This is a genomic window from Pseudomonas sp. E315 (genome assembly GCF_055406205.1).
This window is the reverse complement of sequence record NZ_JBUZPJ010000006.1, coordinates 160,871-177,428: the sequence shown is the minus strand read 5'-3', so window position 1 is coordinate 177,428 and position 16,558 is coordinate 160,871. Positions and strand designations below refer to the sequence as shown.

Sequence of the window (16,558 nt, the reverse complement as noted above, 5' to 3'; positions counted from 1 at the left end):
ACATGCCCACGTTTGATTACCAGGCGCAGGATGCCAATGGGCGCACTTCTCGCGGGCAGCAAGAGGCTGAGAGCGCTCGCCATGCGCGGTTAATCCTGCGTGAACGTGGCTTGCGTTTGATGCACTTGAACGCAGCTAAAAACCGGTTTTATTCAGGGCGCCATGCGCAGGCGGGTACACGACTTGGCGTGACGGATCTGGCCTTGCTAACACGACAACTGTCGACCTTGATTCAAGCCGGTTTACCCCTAGAAGAAGCGCTGGCTGCCGTCGCTGCGCAAAGTGAAAAGCGCGTGGTTAGCAGCCTCTTGGCCGCCGTGCGCAACCGGGTCATGGAGGGGCATGCGTTGGCCACAGCGTTATCGACTTTCCCCAAGGCGTTCCCGGAGTTATTTCGCGCCACCGTGGCGGCAGGTGAGCGCAGCGGTCATTTGGGCCAGGTGCTGGAGCAACTTGCCGACTACACCGAAGCCCGGCATGCGTCCCGCCAGAAGATTCAGCTAGCGCTGGTTTACCCCATGATTTTGATGTTTGCCTCTGTGGCAATCGTCGGCTTTTTACTCGGTTTTGTGGTGCCGGATGTGGTGAAAATTTTCATCAACAGTGGTCAGCCTTTGCCGCTGTTAACGCAGGGCATGATTGCCCTGAGCAGTGGTTTGCGTGCTTACGGCGGCTTGCTGCTGATGCTATTGCTCGCGAGCATTTTTGCGGCTCGTTGGGCCTTGCGCCAACCCCATTTGAAACTGCGCTGGCATGTGGTGCTGCTCAATTTGCCGCTGGCGGGCGGGGTATTGCGTGCAATGGAAGCCGCACGTTTTGCCAGCACTTTGTCGATTTTGGGAAAAAGCGCAGTGCCGTTGGTTGATGGGCTGGAGATTGCTGCAACGGTAATTGCCAACCTCGCCATTCGCCAACGCATGGTGGATGTCGCTCGCTCTGTACGCGAAGGCGGGACGCTCGCCAGAGGGTTGGAACGTAGCGGTGATATCCCGCCAATGATGCTGCACCTGATTGCTAGCGGAGAGCGTGCCGGCGAGTTGGACAGCATGTTGGCCCGGGCTGCCGAGCAGCAAGAAAAAACCCTGGCTGCTCGAATTGCGTTAGTCGTGAGTTTGTTTGAACCCGTCATGTTGGTGCTGATGGGCGGCGTTGTTTTGCTGATCGTCATGGCCATCCTGTTGCCGATTCTTAGCCTCAATCAGTTGGTGAATTAAGCGATGAAAATGCCTTCAAAATCGACTCAGCGTGGCTTCACGTTGATTGAAATCATGGTGGTCGTGGTGATCATTGGCGTACTTGGCGCCATTGTGGTGCCGCAGTTCATGAGCCGGCCCGATCAAGCCAAAGTGACAGCCGCGCGAACAGATGTTCAGGCCATTTCCACAGCGCTGGAAATGTACCGTCTCGACACCTTCAGTTACCCCTCAACCCAGCAGGGGCTGGAAGCGTTGGTCAAGCGCCCGACAGGCACGCCCGTGGCGAAAAACTGGAACCCCCAAGGCTATCTAAAAACGTTGCCGCTTGACCCGTGGGGTAGCCCTTATCAGTACCTCAATCCGGGTACGCATTCGGCGGGTTATGACTTGTTTTCTTTTGGTTCGGACGGTGTTCTGGGGGGCGAAGATTACGCTGCTGATATTGGAAATTGGGGCAACTAAAACATGCGCAACGCGACGTTGGGCTTCACCTTGATTGAGCTGTTGGTGGTCATGGTGCTGATTGGCCTGCTCGCTTCAATGGTGCATATCAGTTTGGGTGACAACCGTGCCCGAGACGCTCGCCAAGAGGCCAATGTGCTGCTTGGGCTGATGCAAGGGTTGCGCGATAAAGCGGTGCTCGAAACACGGGAATATGGCCTGCGTCTGGAGCCCGAAGCCTACCAATTGATGCGTCTGGAGCGTGAGCGTTGGCAGGTTGCTCAGCCACTGGTGCAACTGCCTGCTGGCCTTGTGTTGAGTTTGACCCTTGACGGGCATTCGCAACCCCTCACACCTCGCTCTGAAACGCCGCAATTGTTATGGCTGAGCAGTGATGAAAATACAGCGTTTAGCTTGCACCTCGACAGCCCGCCACTGCGCTGGCTAAGCATCAGCAGTGATGGTTTTGGCGAGCCCGTGATAGACGAACCCGAGACTGTCCATGAAGGCTGAAAGAGGTTTTACCTTGCTGGAAGTCATGATTGCACTGGCCGTGTTTGCCACCTTGGCGGGCGCGGTCATGTCGGCCAGCCAGTATGTCTTGGGGCAGAACATGCGAGCACAAACGCAGCTATTGGCCGCTTGGTTGGTTGATAACCATCTCAGTGAACTGCAACTGCAAACGCAGCCCGTGGTGGCAGGGCGCAAAACCTTTAAACAGCGATTCGCTCAACGCGAATGGCACTTGAGTCAGGTCATCGTGGCCGACCTCGGCAACAACATGTTGCGTGTGGAGTTGAGCGTCAGTCCAGCGGGCAGCGATCAGTCAATTCTCGACGTGACGCATTGGTTACCCCCCCAAAAATGATTAAACCCCAGGCTGGTTTTACATTGCTCGAACTGATTATTGCGATCGCTATTTTCGCGCTATTGAGTGTGGGCTGCTGGCGACTATTTGAAGGCGTGCTGCGCGTCGAGCGCAGCAGCAGCACCCATGAGCATGCCTTGCGCGGATTGCAGCGTGCAGTGGGGCTTATCGAACGTGATGTGCTGCATCTTATGACGTCTGCCGAATACCCGGGCTTTGCGCTCTACCCTGATCGTCTCAATCTGCTCAGGGCCAATTGGCGCAACCCGCTAGACCAGCCCCGCAGTGAGCTACAAGAAATCAGCTACCAACTGGAAGAGGGTGTGCTCTGGCGCTACAGCCGGGGGCTGGAAGGTGGCGCGTTACAAAAACAACAGGTGTTCAGTGATGTGCACCATTTGCGCTGGCGCTTGTTCGACAGCCAAACCGGTTGGCGCAGTGACTGGCCCAAAGATGAAAACGCTCCTAAAGGTGTACCCAAAGCGTTGGAATTGCAGTTCTCGGTTGGGCGTTTTGAAGACATCCGCCGCGTGCTTTTGCTGCCGGAGGGCGAGTGATGGGCCGGGCGCAGCAAGGCATTGCGCTGATTACCGTGCTGCTGGTAATGAGCCTAGCGTTATTGGTGATCGCCGGGATGGTGCGCAGCCATCGTTTGGCATTGCACAGCAGTGCTCAACACATTCATCAAGTGCAGTTGCGCCAGTTAGGTTTTGCGGGCGAGGCGTGGGCGCGTCAACGCTTGCATGATCTGGTCTCTGACCCAGAAAAAGTGGTGGCCGCAGGCCAAGCCTGGGCGAATGAACAACCGAACATGCCGATCGACAATGGTCAAATTCAGGTCGACATTGAGGACTTGGCTGGGCGTTTCAATGTCGCCGCTCTGTTCACAGATGGCCCCGCTGACAAGATGCTGGCGCAGCGTTGGTTGCGCCTGCAAACACAACTCGACATTCCGTTGCTGGCGCCCAGTGAACTTCAAGGGCGCAGTTTTAATGACCTCAGTCAGTTGCGTGAATTGCCTGGCGTTGATGCCCAATGGTTGGCGCGCATGCGGCCCTGGATCGCGCTGCTCGGTAAAGAGGCAACGCTCAATATCAACACGGCCTCAGCCACGTTGCTGGCCACCCTTGAAGGCGTGACTCCCGACATGGCTAACAAGCTCGTAGCAGAGCGCCCAATGCAAGGCTACGCCAGCGTTCAGGACTTTACGTTTGCGCCAGCGCTGATTGGCCTTGGGGTGCATGCCAACGGTTTGGGCATCAACAGCCGCTGGTTTCGGATTACCACTCAAGTGCGCCTTGGGCAAAGCCATTTGCGCCTTGAGAGTGATGTGTCCCGCGATCTAAAAACGGGCCAATGGCACCTTCTGCAACGGCGCTTTGTAGCGCCTACCTACAGCGAACCTTCCTGATGAACAGCTGGCTTTACCTCACGGCCGACGATTTTGCTCAGCCCGATCAAACCCCTGTTGATACCGCGTCGGTCTATTTTTGGCACGACGACACAGCCGCTCATCGCACCTCGTTGAGCGAAGCCGCCACAGCGCTCAAAGGCCGAGAAGTGAAGCTGATTGTGCCAATGGAAATGTGCAGTTGGCAGTTGACTGAGCCGTGGTTGGGCAAACGTCGCCCTAGCGTCCAGGCTTTGGCTTTTGCAGTCGAAGAACAACTGGTCGATGAGCTTGAAGAGTTGCACATCGCCGTTGGGCCTGTGGACTCGCAACAGCGTTACCCGCTGTTGATCACCCACAAACAGCGGTTCAAATCTTTGTTGGTGCTGTTGCATGAATGTGGCCTGAACATCGTCAGCGCGCAGGCGGACGCAGACGTCTTACCCCACGATCAAGCGTGTGCCGCGTGGTGGGACGAGCGCTGGATTTTAGGCGGCTCGCTGCCCGCGAGACTGGCCCTGTCGGCACAAGGGCTGGCGACCTTGAAACCCGAACTGCCTCACACGTTGATCGAGCTGGACGTTGCCGCGCAAGCGCTGCCCAACGCCGTATTCAGCGCGCCCCAACGACTCACCATCGACCTGCTGCAAGGCGAGTTTCAGCGTAAATCTCAGGTGTTGCCGTGGCGAACAGCCGGCGCTGCGTTGCTGCTGATGTTTGCATTGGCTTTGGGCTTCACCCATGTGCGCAGTGGTTTTCTTGAAGGCGAAGCTACCCGTGTGTATGCCCTCAGTGAGCAACGATTCAAAACCCTGTACCCCGACCAAATCCGCATCGTTGATCTGAGCGCGCAGCTCAAAATGCTGCAACAGCAAGGCGCCGCCCCGCACAACGGATACATGACGCGGCTAGCTCAGTTAACCGAACAAGTCATCGGGGCCAGCAGTGCCGAAGTGCAGCGCATGGAACTGCGGGCGGGGGTTGGTTGGACCTTAAACATCACCGTTCGTAACTTTGCCGAGCTGCAACAGTTACGAGAGCGCGGCATACAGAGCGCATTGCCGATTACCTTGGCTAACGCCAGTCAGCAAGGGAGCGGGGTGCAGGCCTTGCTCACGTTGGAGGAAGTTCTATGAACAAGCGCCTGCGCGTAGTGCGTGAACAATGGCAGCAATTGCCGCGTCGCGACCGCCAACTGTGCGGTGTGCTCGGGATTTTTTTGCTAGTGGTGTTGAGTGTTTACGGCCTTTGGCAGCCTGCGCAGCAACGTTTGGCAGCCGCCCAAACCCTGTACTTTCAGCGACTGGCGCAATTGGGGGAACTGCAAAAGGCCCAGCCCACGCAGGCAGCCACAGTGTTTGATCAACCCCTGTCGAGCCGCTTGAGTGAGAGCGCTGCGGCGGCGGGGCTGGATGTGCAGCAATTTGAAATGTCAGCCCACGTGGTGCGTATCACGTTGAGTGGCCAAGCGTTCGCCGTGCTGGGTTGGCTCAGTCGTATTGAGCAAGAAGGCGCTCACTTCGAAACCTTAAACCTGCAAAGAAGTGAACAAACCCTTCAAGCCCAGTTGCAAATCACTCATGCGCAATAACACTGGGTATTGCGCGGGCAATCAGGCGTTTTTGGTATTGCCGGGCAACACGGGCAGTTTGGCCAGATGCAGTGCCACCAGCAGCGCAATGACCAACAGCACGCCGATAAACAGGCCGATGCCGTTCCAGCCTGCGTAATGCCAGAACACGCCGCCCAAGGTGCCAGCGATGCTCGACCCGGCGTAATAGCTAAACAGGTACAGCGAAGAAGCTTGGCCCTTGGCCTTGGTGGCGCGCCGACCGATCCAACTGCTGGCCACCGAATGTGCGCCAAAGAAGCCGAAAGTGAACATCAACATGCCAATAATCACAAAAGCGAGGGGCGTGAGCATCGTCAGCGCGATCCCGGCCAGCATCAGCACAATCACGGCCCACAACACTTTGCGCCTACCCAGCTTGTCTGCCAGCGCGCCAATTTGCGCCGAGCTGTAAATCCCCGACAGATACACTACCGACAACAACCCCACCAGCGCCTGATTCATGTTGTACGGGTCAGCCAACAAGCGATAACCGATGTAGTTGAACAGCGTGACAAAGCTACCCATCAGCAAAAATGCTTCGAGAAACAACCACGGCAAACCGGCATCGCGAAAGTGCATGGTAAAGCCGTCCAGCAAGCTGCGCGGGTTCATGGCCCGTGGGCGAAAGTTGCGTGATTCAGGCAGGATTTTTACAAACACGATGGCTGCAATCAGTGCCAGGCCGCCGATCACCAGCATCGCCGTGTGCCAACTCACAAAGTCGATTAATACGCCGCTGATCAAGCGTCCGCTCATCCCGCCAATGGCGTTACCACCGATGTACAAACCCATCGCCAAACCAATGTGCTGCGGGTGAATTTCTTCACTCAAATAGGTCATCGCCACTGCCGCCAAGCCGCTGAGCGACAACCCCACCAACGCACGGGTAATCAACACACCTTCCCAGCTCGGCATCAGTGCGCTGAGCACGGTAAATGCCGCGGCGCCAAATAATGCAAACACCATCACGGGTTTGCGCCCAAAGGCATCCGAGATAGGCCCGGTGATCAGCAACCCGATGGCCAGCATTGCGGTCGCCACCGACAAAATCAAACTGCTCTGCGCTGCGTTGATCCCGTATTCATGGGACAGCACCGGCATCATCGGTTGCACGCAATACAGCAGCGCAAAGGTCGCAAAGCCGCCAGAAAACAACGCCAACACCGTACGCATAAACAACGGCGTACCTTTCTCGATAAACACTTCATTGAGTTGAGCGACAACATCATCCAGCCCTGTAGGCGGGATGTCGTGGGCGAGAGGGGCGACAGCAGTTTTCACGGGGACCTCAAACAAGCGTAAAGCCAAGCGGCAATGGCAAAAGAATATAGGCGGCTAACGATTCTTTCCAATATATTGTTCGACCTGTTTGATAGGTTTAACGACTCAATGGAGCCTGTATGGAACTGCGCCACCTGCGCTACTTCATCGCCGTTGCCGAAGAGCTGCACTTTGGCCGTGCCGCTCAATTACTGGGCATTTCACAACCGCCGCTGAGTCAGCAGATTCAGGCGCTGGAGCATGAGCTGGGGGCGCGTTTGTTTGATCGCACCAATCGGCGAGTGGAGCTTAGCGAAGCCGGGCGACTGTTTTTGGAAGAAGCGCGCCTGGTGCTGGCCCAAGTCGACAAAGCTGCCGATGTTGCCCGCCGTGCCCAGTTGGGTGAGTTAGGTGAACTCAAAATTGGCTTCACCTCATCAGCGCCTTTTAGCTCCAGTATTCCGCAGGCGATTTTTTCGTTTCGTCAGGCCTTCCCGGCGGTGCACCTCAACCTCAAGGAAATGAGCAGCCGCGAAGTGGCCCAAGGCTTGGTGGACGAGTCCATAGAAGTCGGCATGATGCGCCCATTGGTATTGCCAGAATCGTTAGTGGCGGTGGAGTTGTTCCGCGAGCCATTAGTGGCGGTCATACGTGCAGATCATCCGTTGGCTGAAGGCAGTGAAGGCGGCTTACTCCTTGCGGCATTGGCAGACGAGCCTTTTGTGTTCTTCCCGCGTAGCTACGGCAGCGGCTTATATGCTCAGTTGCTGAGCTTGGCGCGCCAGGCGGGTTTCAGCCCGCACTTCTCCCAAGAAGTGGGCGAAGCCATGACCATTATTGGTTTGGTATCGGCGGGGTTGGGGGTGTCGGTACTGCCAGCATCGTTCCAGCACATGCGCATCAAAGGCGTGGTGTATCGACCGTTGCTTGACCCGGATGCCAACACCGCCGTGTGGCTGGTGCAACGCAAAGGCAACCCATCGCCGATGGCCAAGGCCTTTGCCGAACTGCTGACGCGCAAAACCGTGGCGTCGGTGTAGCACCCCGTGGGACTCAGTGTAGGAGCGAGTTTGCAAATCTAATATCTCGATGAAATGCGCGCACTGCGCAGAGCCCATCTGCGAGCAAGCTCACTCCTACACACCGGTCTTACCCTTAATTCACTTTCGACAAATCCCCTTTCAATGCTACGCCCGCAATCACGGCGCCTGCATGGCACTCGTAGGTTTTAGGGTCTTTACGCTCGTTGCGTTTGTAGAAGCTGGCAATGTTGGTAACGGCATTGGCACCGACCTTCTTGGCGGCTTCGTGCAAGGTGATCAACGCTGATTGCAGCGCCCAAGAGCACGCCTGCTCGTCGCTTTTGTTGAAGGCGTTGGTTTTCTTATTGGTCACAGCACCAGGGCTGACCACCGTGACCTTGCCGCGTGGCGTATTGCCCGCCAGGTAGAACTTGACGCTGCCGTCGATCTTGCCCGTGCTGATGGCTTCGGTCACCACCTGATCAAATGGCAGATACAGCGCGGTGTCACGGGCCTGGCTCACAGCAGGCAGGGCACACAGCAGCACAGTGGTGGCAGCAGCCAGCGTTTTGAATTGCATGTTTGAAGTCTCCTTGACGACGAAAAGTGCAGGGTTACAGCGGTTTTGCCAGTGCCGACTCGGACAGCTGTTGGGCTGTGCGTTCGTTCTGGTTGTCTTTCAATTCACGCACGATGCCCCGATCCAGCAGGCGCACCCAGCGGATGTAGTTCTTGTGAATCTTGCCGTCTTTGTAGTCCAGCCCGCTGCTGGCGCGGTACTGAATACGGTAATGATTGGCGCTGTATGGAATGTCGATTTCGGCATGGTATTGGCCGCGCACCGTGATCTGGGCTTGTACCAATTCGGGGGTGATTTTTTGCACCGTCCATTGGCGAGCAACCAGAGTTTTGACGATGGCTTGCTGCATCTGCGCACGATCGGTCTGGATCGAGGCATGCAGTGTGCGATCGGGTGTAAACAGGCGTTTACTGCTGCACGAAACGGTGGTCAGCAAAGCAAGCGCAATCAGGGCGCCGCGCAACAGGTAAGACATTCCATTGGCTCCAAAAGTGTTGCGGCCAGCGACGCAAAATCAACCAAGTGTTGATCCCGTCAAAGGCGAAAGTGATGTTCATGACGCATTGGCTGTGCATTTTGCCCGAACTTGTTACAAAGTGGGTCGACCTCTTTGAGATCGACCCACTTTTTACGCGCAAGCCTGCGTCTGTAATCGTCGCCCGACCACATCCAGCAAGTCACAACCATCGCGTAACGACGTCACCAGCACCCGCGCCAGCTCGCTATAAGCCCCCTCGTTAAATGCCAGATTTTCGAGAAGCTGAGTCGCAGTGCGGATCCGGTAGGCTGCTGTTTCGTGCAAGACGTCCAGCGGTGCTTCAGTGTCGATCAGCAACGATGCAATATTGCAGTCGATACCCGTGATAGGCATATATCGATTCATAACTAACTTCCTCTTGGTTAAATAACGCGACTATTTAGCGAGTGTTGTTGGGTGGAGCTTTAGCCAGCCCGTTGGATAGGCTTTTAAGAGGGGGTGGCGACTTCTGATGGTTGAAATTGTTCGGCAGCTATTAGGGCTGGCGATTTCAAATGGGTGAGGGTTCTTTTCCATGAAGTATCTCCCTGTAAAGTTGGAATGGCTCCAAGCTATCACTGTTAGTTTGGAGTTGATGAGTACTTTACGCGGCTTTAGACGGTAGGTGAATTATTAATATAAAATTTTGTTTAATTGGTCATGTTATTAAACATGTGCATATTTAAATGATTAATAGTTGTGGGGGTGTTTATTTTTTGCGCAATACAGTGCTCCTGCGCTTCATGTCGGTTCATGCAGCGAGGTATTGGGTTGTGGTAAAAGTTAAATACTTCCAAATTGCCGTAGGAATTATTTCTAGGGCTGAAAGAGGCTTCCTGTATTTTTGTATTACGTCAGTCTTCTTTTGCGTGTTCGTTAGTAGTGTGTTTTGTATGGTGTTGAGCTGTGGTGCTGGTCTTGCAAGGAAAAATGTGGGGTAACTTGTCTGGTGTGCGCGGTTGTTTGTGAATAAACACAGGGGGTGAATGTATGGTGCATAAAAAAGAAAGGGCGGAAAATTTAAAAAACAATATAAAGTACCTTATTAGAAGTCGCGGGGAGACGCAGTTGTCTTTATGCAGTGCCAGCGGCTTAACGAGGACGACTATATATAACATTCTGGAAGGCAAGGTCGTTAATGTTCAACAGTCTACGATTCGTAAGATATCTGATTTCTTTGGCGTGTCTTACAAAGAGATAGAAAGTGTTGATTTTGAAGAGAGGGAAATAATAGAAAGTAGTATTTCCTTTCAGGGGAACATGAATCCGGCGGCGGTTCCTATTATTAAAGAGAGTCAGCTTATCCAAAGTATGAACAAAAGGATTGGTGAGTTATCAACTATGTATCCACTCACTTATTATTTTGGTACGGCCTGCAATTTGATAGGTGTGCTTTTAGAGAACGAAATTAGTGGCGCAAACGAATCTGGCGATCTGTTAATAGTTAAAAAGGGCTTATCAAACAGCGGTAGAGAAGTTTTAGTCTACGATAAAATTACGAAAAAGTTGTTTGTTGTAAATGGGGCGCCGGTGGAGTCGGATGTTTTTTGTGTTGTCGGAGAAATATTGGAGGAGCGATTTTAATGACCGATAATGGTGAGGTAGAAAACAAAAAATACAAATTGTTGGGTTTTGAAAATAGGAAAAACCTCGCCATTATTATGGTTATCTCTACGGGTAAGGTTGTCAAAATAAAACTAAGTGATCTGTTGAAAAGTGAGATGTTGGAGGACTTAAGTAAGGTTGAGTTGAAGAATATATATCGGAAGTTTTATTCGCATGGCGCTGCGCATACGGCCTATGAAATAACTGATAGGCACGAAACGTCGTGGATGGTCTATGTTGGTCTAAATTTACTGCTCTTTGCACTCTATATCTTCGCGAATATTGCAGCTACAAAACTGGTCTACATAAAGTTTTTTGATGTTGTTGTGACGCCTGGAGTATTTCTCTATTCGTTTACATTTCTGATAGTCGATCTTTTGAATGAGTTTTATGGCGTTAGACTTGCGCGAAGGGCTATATTGTTTGCGTTTGCAAGTAATGCTTTAGTGATTATGTTGCTGAGCGCAACAAGTTATCTTCCTGGGGTGGCAGGTTGGAGATTTAATGTTCCCTATGATGAGATTATGACAAATGTATCATCGGTGTTGGTAGCTTCGTCGGTGTCCTTTATTTTTTCTGAATATATGAATTCTTATCTTCTGAATAAAATAAAAGAGTTAACTAATTCGCGATTTTTGTTTTTGCGTGTATTTTTAAGTTCGTGTTTCGCAGTGATGATAGATAGTTTTATTTTTTGCTTTGTTGCGTTTTATGGAGTGATGGCAACAGCTGAAATATTAAATTTAATTTATGTTCAGATCGCTATAAAAATGTGCTTCGCTGTATTTAATGTATTGCCTGCCTATGGTGCAAGAGCATTATTTAAGCGCTATGCCGCTGGGACGCTTGCTGCCTGAGTTAAGTAAGGAGGAATAACGTTATTTTGCCCACCGCTGAAAAAAATAACTGCCTTTTTTGTCATGGTTCACTCTTCCTTGGGATGCCCCCGATGCGTCGGGGGCATTGACCCTAGCGCGAAGCTCAAGCGCTGAAAGTGAGAGGTTTCTGAAATGGCGTGTTCTGTTTTCTGTTTGTGCCTGTTTGTACCTTACGACCAGCGACGGAAAATCAGTGAGGTGTTAACCCCGCGAAAGTGAGAGTTTCTGCTAATTGCTATTTTTCTCGAGCTTGTCGTAACGCCGTTATCGACTAATCACTACGTTGTGGCGAGTTAGGTCTTCGTATTAGGGATACTTATATTTATAAATAGCCGTTTGAATTGTTGGTACGACGATTTACTTAATTTTTTTGGCACCATTTTGTCCACTTGTGTGTGATAAGAGTCGGACTTCACTGGGTAGAGCGAGTCTGCGCAATATTGACGCGGAGGACTCTGTTTTTGAAATTCGATCCATTCAAGGCCGCGATAGCTTTATCCGCTGCGTCGTTATCAGTAAATTTTACGAATCCAAATCCTTTGGGTCGACCTGTTTCCCTGTCCTCAACAATATTTATATTTTCAACGTCACCGTAATTGGTGAATAATGACCCTAGATCCTCTATTGTGGTAGAAGGCTCAAGGTTGCCCACATATAATGTTGAACTCATAAAAACCTCAGCTATTTTGATGTTATATATCAAGTGTTGGTTGTAACTTAAGTTTAGACATATTTTGGCTTGTGGCTATCACTGGTTCATTCTATTTTGCTATAACTTGACTTAATGTTGGCTATGAGGCTAAAAGTTGAGCTTCAAGTTTATGGTTTAAATGACTGATGTCATGTTAACTGGCATCGCTTATATCGAGTATTAACCCAAAGACTTAGTGCGTGCACAAATTCATCTGGCCACTGTGGATGCTAATCAAGGAGATTATGTTGTGAGGGTCTGACAACTGCTGAACAGCAGTCATGGTTCACTCTTCCTTGGGATGCCCCCGATGCGTCGGGGGCATTGACCCTAGCGCGAAGCTCAAGCGCTGAAAGTGAGAGGTTTCTGAAATGGCGTGTTCTGTTTTCTGTTTTCTGTTTTCTGTTTGTGCCTGTTTGTGCCTTACGACCAGCGACGGAAAATCAGTGAGGTGTTAACCCCGCCAAAGGCAAAGTTGTTGTTCATCACGTAATCGTTGTGCATGTGTCGGAACTCGCCGCGCAGGTAGTCCAGCTCGCCACAACGAGGGTCAACTTCGTCCAGGTTGAGGGTGTGCACGTACCGATCGCGGTTCATCATTTCGATGCAAAACCACGACTCCAGAGCCCCGCATGCGCCCAACGTGTGGCCCAAAAAGCTTTTCTGCGAGCTGATGGGCATGTGCTTGCCGAACAGTTCGCTGGTGGCCAGGGTTTCAGCGATATCGCCTTGTTCGGTGGCGGTGCCGTGGCCGTTTACGTAGCCGATGGCTTGCGCATTGATGCCCGCGTCTTCTAAGGCCAGTTCCATTGCCCGGCGCATGGTGCGCACTTCTGGGCGGGTGGTGTGTTGGCCGTCAGCGTTACTGCCAAAGCCAACGATTTCAGCATGAATATGCGCACCACGTGCCAAGGCGTGCTCCAGCTCTTCGAGCACCAACATGCCGCCGCCTTCACCAATCACTAAGCCATCCCGGCCATTGTCGTAAGGGCGCGGGCTGGTCTGCGGGGCGTCGTTTTTCAGGCTGGTGGCGTACAGGGCGTCGAACACCATCGCTTCGGTGGGGCAAAGCTCTTCGGCGCCACCGGCGAGCATCAAGGGCAGGCGACCAAACTTGATGGCTTCGTAGGCGTAGCCGATGCCTTGGCTGCCGCTGGTGCAGGCGCTGGAGGTCGGAATCAAACGCCCGGTGAGGCCAAAAAAGATGCTGATATTGGCTGCCGTGGTGTGCGGCATCATGCGCACGTAGCTGTTGGCGTTCAGGCCTTCGGCGACTGAGTTGAGCAGCATGTTGCCGAACGCTTTGATCTCGTCAGTGCTGCCGGTGGACGAGCCACATGCGACACCCATGCGGCCATCGCGAATGATCTCGTTGCCCAGCAAACCGGCGTCTTGCAGCGCTTGTTCTGCGGCGCCGACGGCTAGCCGAGACACGCGTCCCATGCTGCGCAGTTGCTTGCGCGTCCAGTGCGTGGGCACGGCAAAGTCATCAATCGGCCCGGCCAGACGGGTGTTGAGTTCGGTAAACCGATCCCACTCGTCCATGCGCCGAATGCCGCTGCGGCCCGCTACAAAGTTGGCCTCAATACTGGCCCAGTCGCTGCCCAGCGAGGTAATACCGGCCATACCGGTGACGACAACGCGTTTCATCAGCACAAGCCTCCATTAACCGCCAGCACTTGGCGGGTGATGTAGCCGGCTTCAGCGGACATCAAAAAGTTAACCGCGCCTGCGACTTCTTCCGGGGTGCCCATGCGTTGGGCGGGGATCATTTTCATTAATTCTTCTACCGGGACGTTTTCGTCGAGCATGGCCGTGTCGATCAGGCCCGGCGCGACGCAGTTAACGGTGATTTTGCGTTTGCCCAGTTCAATGGCCAACGCTTTTGCAGCGCCGATCAAGCCTGCCTTTGACGCGCTGTAATTGACTTGGCCGCGATTGCCGATCAGGCCTGACACCGAGGTGATGCACACAATGCGCCCGGCTTGGCGACGACGGATCATCGGCATCATTACCGGGTGCAGCACGTTGTAAAAACCATCGAGGTTGGTGCGCATGACCACGTCCCAATCGTCCTCGCTCAAGGCCGGGAACGCGCCATCGCGGGTTAACCCGGCGTTGAGTACCACGCCGTAATAGGCGCCGTGTGCTTCAACGTCGGCCTCAAGAATGGCTTTGCATTGATCTCGCTGCGACACGTCAAACTGCAACACGCGAGCGTTGCGCCCCAGTGCGTGCACTTGAGCCATCACGGCGTCGGCTTCATGGCGGCCGCTACGGCAATGCAGCACCAGATCAAAACCGGCTTGCGCCAAACGCAACGCGATGGCGCGGCCGATGCCACGGCTAGAGCCTGTGACCAAAATGGACTCAGTCATGGCGGGTCTCCTGGGAAGCTTGAGCAAGGTAGTTTTCAGCCTGAGGCGGACGGAACACGTTCAGACGGGCGGTGGCGTGGATGTCGGGGCCAGTGAGATGACACTCAAAAACGCCCATGCCGTTATCGTCTTCCAGCGAGCGCAAGGCATGGATGTGCAGCTGCGCACCCAGAGGGAAGTGTTCGACGTTGCATTCAAATTTGCGCGTGCCCAGCAAAAAGCCCAGCACCACGGGGTTGCCTTGCAGGCGGGCGCGGCAACCGGCGTAAGCCGCCACACTTTGCGCCATCAACTCGACGCCAACCCACGCGGGCAAGCTGCCGTCTTCGCGATTGAACAAGCCGCCTGCGCGCACAGTGAGGCTGGTTTTAATCTGTTCTTCATCAAACGCCAGCACATGATCAATGAGGATCATGTCGCCAGCGTGGGGCAGTAGTTCGGCGAGCGGCCAATCAATCATGGGGCGTCTCCGATAATCAGGCTGACGTTGTTGCCACCGAAAGCAAACGAGTTGCTCATCAGGCAGCGTTGAGGGGTGAGGGCCAAGGTTTGGCCGGGCGTGACCCAACTTAACGCGGGCAGTGCCGGGTCGGCTTGGCCATCCCAGACATGGGGCGCCAACGCGTTGCCGTGGGTCAGGCTCAGCCAGCAAAACGCGGCTTCCAGCGCGCCTGCTGCACCGAGGGTGTGGCCGGTCATGGGTTTGGTCGACGAGCAGGGTACGCCGTTGGGGAACACCCGTGCCACTGCCTGGCTTTCCATTGCATCGTTATGTTGGGTGGCCGTGCCATGAAGGTTCAGGTAGCCGATATCGCTGGCCTGTAAACCCGCACGCTTCAAGGCGCTGTGCATGGCTTGAGCTGCGCCGCGCCCCGAGGGTTCCGGGGCCGAAATATGATGTGCGTCCGAGCTTGCACCCGCACCCAGCAAGGCGATGGCATGGGCGCTGCTTGGTTGTTTGCTCATCACAAACAGCACCGCGGCCTCACCAATATTGATGCCGTGGCGGTTGGCTGAAAACGGGTTGCAGCGCTCGTCGGACACCGCTTCAAGGGCCGAAAAGCCGTTAAGCGTCAGCTTGCACAAACTGTCGACACCGCCGCACAGCACCACGTCGCATAGGTTCATGTCCAGCAGGCGCTGGGCGCTCATCAACGCACGGGCACTGGAGGTGCAGGCGGTCGAGATCACATAGGTCGGGCCGGTGATGCCCAACCACTCGGCCATAAACGTGGCCGGGGCACTGAGTTCTTGCTGGCGGTAGTCGTATTCGCTGGGGAACTGCTGTTTGTGCAAGTAGTGGGCGATGCCACGGCTGGCTTCATCAATGCCCGAAGTGCTGGTGCCCAGCACAATGGCGATGCGCTCAGGGCCAAAGGTCTTAATCGCTTGATCGATTTCGTTACGCACTTGCAACGCGGCTTCAAGCAGCAACTGATTGTTACGGCTGCTTTGTTGAGTGAGTTCAGGCGCGATTGTTGCCAGTTCACCCTTTACGGCACCGACAGTGACCGAGCGCTCCGGCACCCAGCCGCTTTGGCGCTGCATACCCGAACAATCACCGGCAAACAAAGTGCGCGCGACCTCTTTGGCGCCGCGGCCCAGCGAGCAGATGACGCCCAAAGCATTCAGGTAAGCCGTCATGGCGCCGCCTCGGTGTTGAGCGGGCTGATGTCGTAATCCAGATCGCCCCGCATGTTGATGCGAAACACCTGCGGCTGGTCGTATTGAATCTGCCAGCGCGCAGGCAGTACGCGCACATTGGACTCGAATTTGGCCTGTGGATAATTTCGCTTCAACTCGTGTTGCGGGGTGAGCGCAAACAGCAGTGCGGCGAACAACTCGCGGGCTTCAGGATTGGGTGGCAGCAGACCATCGGCGTGCCAACGACCGTCCTGCAACTGTTGGCGTGCTTGCGGAATACCTAATGGGTCCATCAACGACCAGCGCAGCCCGGCATCTTCTTGCTGAATGACCAGTAACCAATCCTGACGCTGATCACCCTTTATACGCTGGACATGCAACTGCATCGGTAACGCCAGCGTTGGAGTGTGTTTAGGCAACGGCAAGCTGGCGCAGCCGCTGAGCAACAGGAACATGAGTATCCAAAGAGTTGCGCA

Annotated in this window: 21 protein-coding genes; 11 read left to right on the top strand and 10 right to left on the bottom strand. The window is 54.1% G+C overall.

Annotated elements, in window-relative coordinates; genetic code table 11:
- The first annotated feature begins 2 nt into the window (after positions 1 to 2).
- The 8 genes from gspF to gspM are packed head-to-tail and all read left to right on the top strand — an operon-like array spanning position 3 to position 5,486.
- A complete protein-coding gene (gene gspF / locus ACZRJQ_RS11250; RefSeq protein ID WP_463978432.1) occupies positions 3 to 1,214 on the top strand; it encodes a type II secretion system inner membrane protein GspF in 1,212 nt (403 codons plus the stop codon).
- 3 nt (positions 1,215 to 1,217) lie between these two features.
- The gene (gspG, locus tag ACZRJQ_RS11245; protein WP_463978431.1) at positions 1,218 to 1,658 is read left to right on the top strand and encodes a type II secretion system major pseudopilin GspG; all 441 of its coding nucleotides are present in this window, start codon (positions 1,218 to 1,220) and stop codon (positions 1,656 to 1,658) included.
- Between the two features lie 3 nt (positions 1,659 to 1,661).
- Positions 1,662 to 2,150 (top strand): type II secretion system minor pseudopilin GspH, encoded by a 489-nt coding sequence (gene gspH, locus ACZRJQ_RS11240; RefSeq protein WP_463978430.1) that lies wholly within the window; start codon positions 1,662 to 1,664, stop codon positions 2,148 to 2,150.
- Complete coding sequence (gene gspI, locus ACZRJQ_RS11235) at positions 2,140 to 2,505, top strand: type II secretion system minor pseudopilin GspI (protein WP_463978429.1); 366 nt, start codon at positions 2,140 to 2,142, stop codon at positions 2,503 to 2,505. The genes gspH and gspI overlap by 11 nt, the downstream gene beginning before the upstream one ends.
- Complete coding sequence (locus tag ACZRJQ_RS11230) at positions 2,505 to 3,062, top strand: type II secretion system protein GspJ (protein WP_463978498.1); 558 nt, start codon at positions 2,505 to 2,507, stop codon at positions 3,060 to 3,062. Before gspI ends, ACZRJQ_RS11230 begins: the two co-directional genes overlap by 1 nt.
- The gene (locus ACZRJQ_RS11225; protein WP_463978428.1) at positions 3,062 to 3,916 is read left to right on the top strand and encodes a type II secretion system minor pseudopilin; all 855 of its coding nucleotides are present in this window, start codon (positions 3,062 to 3,064) and stop codon (positions 3,914 to 3,916) included. Before ACZRJQ_RS11230 ends, ACZRJQ_RS11225 begins: the two co-directional genes overlap by 1 nt.
- Positions 3,916 to 5,031, top strand: a complete 1,116-nt coding sequence (gene gspL, locus ACZRJQ_RS11220) for a type II secretion system protein GspL (protein ID WP_463978427.1) — start codon at positions 3,916 to 3,918, stop codon at positions 5,029 to 5,031. The genes ACZRJQ_RS11225 and gspL overlap by 1 nt, the downstream gene beginning before the upstream one ends.
- A complete protein-coding gene (gene gspM, locus ACZRJQ_RS11215; RefSeq protein WP_463978426.1) occupies positions 5,028 to 5,486 on the top strand; it encodes a type II secretion system protein GspM in 459 nt (152 codons plus the stop codon). The genes gspL and gspM overlap by 4 nt, the downstream gene beginning before the upstream one ends.
- A gap of 21 nt (positions 5,487 to 5,507) precedes the next feature.
- On the opposite strand, the gene ACZRJQ_RS11210 is transcribed toward gspM, so the two are convergent.
- The gene (locus tag ACZRJQ_RS11210; protein WP_463978497.1) at positions 5,508 to 6,755 is read right to left on the bottom strand and encodes an MFS transporter; all 1,248 of its coding nucleotides are present in this window, start codon (positions 6,753 to 6,755) and stop codon (positions 5,508 to 5,510) included.
- A gap of 152 nt (positions 6,756 to 6,907) precedes the next feature.
- Here ACZRJQ_RS11210 and ACZRJQ_RS11205 point away from each other — a divergent pair, with 152 nt between their 5' ends.
- Entirely contained in the window at positions 6,908 to 7,807 is a 900-nt protein-coding gene (locus ACZRJQ_RS11205) for a LysR family transcriptional regulator (protein WP_463978425.1), read from the top strand.
- Between the two features lie 115 nt (positions 7,808 to 7,922).
- Here ACZRJQ_RS11205 and ACZRJQ_RS11200 read toward each other — a convergent pair whose 3' ends face one another.
- The 3 genes from ACZRJQ_RS11200 to ACZRJQ_RS11190 all read right to left on the bottom strand — a co-directional run bounded on the left by ACZRJQ_RS11200 (position 7,923) and on the right by ACZRJQ_RS11190 (position 9,252).
- Positions 7,923 to 8,369, bottom strand: a complete 447-nt coding sequence (locus ACZRJQ_RS11200) for an excinuclease (RefSeq protein WP_463978424.1) — start codon at positions 8,367 to 8,369, stop codon at positions 7,923 to 7,925.
- Between the two features lie 34 nt (positions 8,370 to 8,403).
- Positions 8,404 to 8,844 carry a hypothetical protein gene (locus tag ACZRJQ_RS11195; RefSeq protein WP_463978423.1) on the bottom strand — a complete coding sequence of 147 codons (441 nt, stop codon included), beginning with the start codon at positions 8,842 to 8,844 and terminating at the stop codon, positions 8,404 to 8,406.
- A gap of 153 nt (positions 8,845 to 8,997) precedes the next feature.
- Positions 8,998 to 9,252 carry a hypothetical protein gene (locus ACZRJQ_RS11190; protein ID WP_463978422.1) on the bottom strand — a complete coding sequence of 85 codons (255 nt, stop codon included), beginning with the start codon at positions 9,250 to 9,252 and terminating at the stop codon, positions 8,998 to 9,000.
- Between the two features lie 624 nt (positions 9,253 to 9,876).
- On the opposite strand from ACZRJQ_RS11190, the gene ACZRJQ_RS11185 reads away from it, so the two are divergent.
- A complete protein-coding gene (locus ACZRJQ_RS11185; protein WP_463978421.1) occupies positions 9,877 to 10,470 on the top strand; it encodes a helix-turn-helix transcriptional regulator in 594 nt (197 codons plus the stop codon).
- Entirely contained in the window at positions 10,470 to 11,348 is an 879-nt protein-coding gene (locus tag ACZRJQ_RS11180) for a queuosine precursor transporter (protein ID WP_463978420.1), read from the top strand. Before ACZRJQ_RS11185 ends, ACZRJQ_RS11180 begins: the two co-directional genes overlap by 1 nt.
- Positions 11,349 to 11,781: 433 nt before the next feature.
- On the opposite strand, the gene ACZRJQ_RS11175 is transcribed toward ACZRJQ_RS11180, so the two are convergent.
- The 6 genes from ACZRJQ_RS11175 to ACZRJQ_RS11150 form a co-directional block, all read right to left on the bottom strand.
- Positions 11,782 to 12,039 carry an RNA recognition motif domain-containing protein gene (locus ACZRJQ_RS11175; protein WP_463978419.1) on the bottom strand — a complete coding sequence of 86 codons (258 nt, stop codon included), beginning with the start codon at positions 12,037 to 12,039 and terminating at the stop codon, positions 11,782 to 11,784.
- A gap of 444 nt (positions 12,040 to 12,483) precedes the next feature.
- Complete coding sequence (locus tag ACZRJQ_RS11170) at positions 12,484 to 13,710, bottom strand: beta-ketoacyl-ACP synthase (protein ID WP_463978418.1); 1,227 nt, start codon at positions 13,708 to 13,710, stop codon at positions 12,484 to 12,486.
- The gene (gene fabG, locus ACZRJQ_RS11165) at positions 13,710 to 14,438 is read right to left on the bottom strand and encodes a 3-oxoacyl-ACP reductase FabG (RefSeq protein WP_463978417.1); all 729 of its coding nucleotides are present in this window, start codon (positions 14,436 to 14,438) and stop codon (positions 13,710 to 13,712) included. Before fabG ends, ACZRJQ_RS11170 begins: the two co-directional genes overlap by 1 nt.
- Complete coding sequence (locus ACZRJQ_RS11160; protein WP_463978416.1) at positions 14,431 to 14,898, bottom strand: hotdog family protein; 468 nt, start codon at positions 14,896 to 14,898, stop codon at positions 14,431 to 14,433. The genes fabG and ACZRJQ_RS11160 overlap by 8 nt, the downstream gene beginning before the upstream one ends.
- Positions 14,895 to 16,082: a beta-ketoacyl-[acyl-carrier-protein] synthase family protein gene (locus tag ACZRJQ_RS11155; protein ID WP_463978415.1), complete on the bottom strand. Its 1,188-nt coding sequence runs from the start codon at positions 16,080 to 16,082 to the stop codon at positions 14,895 to 14,897. Before ACZRJQ_RS11155 ends, ACZRJQ_RS11160 begins: the two co-directional genes overlap by 4 nt.
- Positions 16,079 to 16,537 (bottom strand): hypothetical protein, encoded by a 459-nt coding sequence (locus ACZRJQ_RS11150; protein ID WP_463978414.1) that lies wholly within the window; start codon positions 16,535 to 16,537, stop codon positions 16,079 to 16,081. Before ACZRJQ_RS11150 ends, ACZRJQ_RS11155 begins: the two co-directional genes overlap by 4 nt.
- Positions 16,538 to 16,558: the final 21 nt, after the last annotated feature.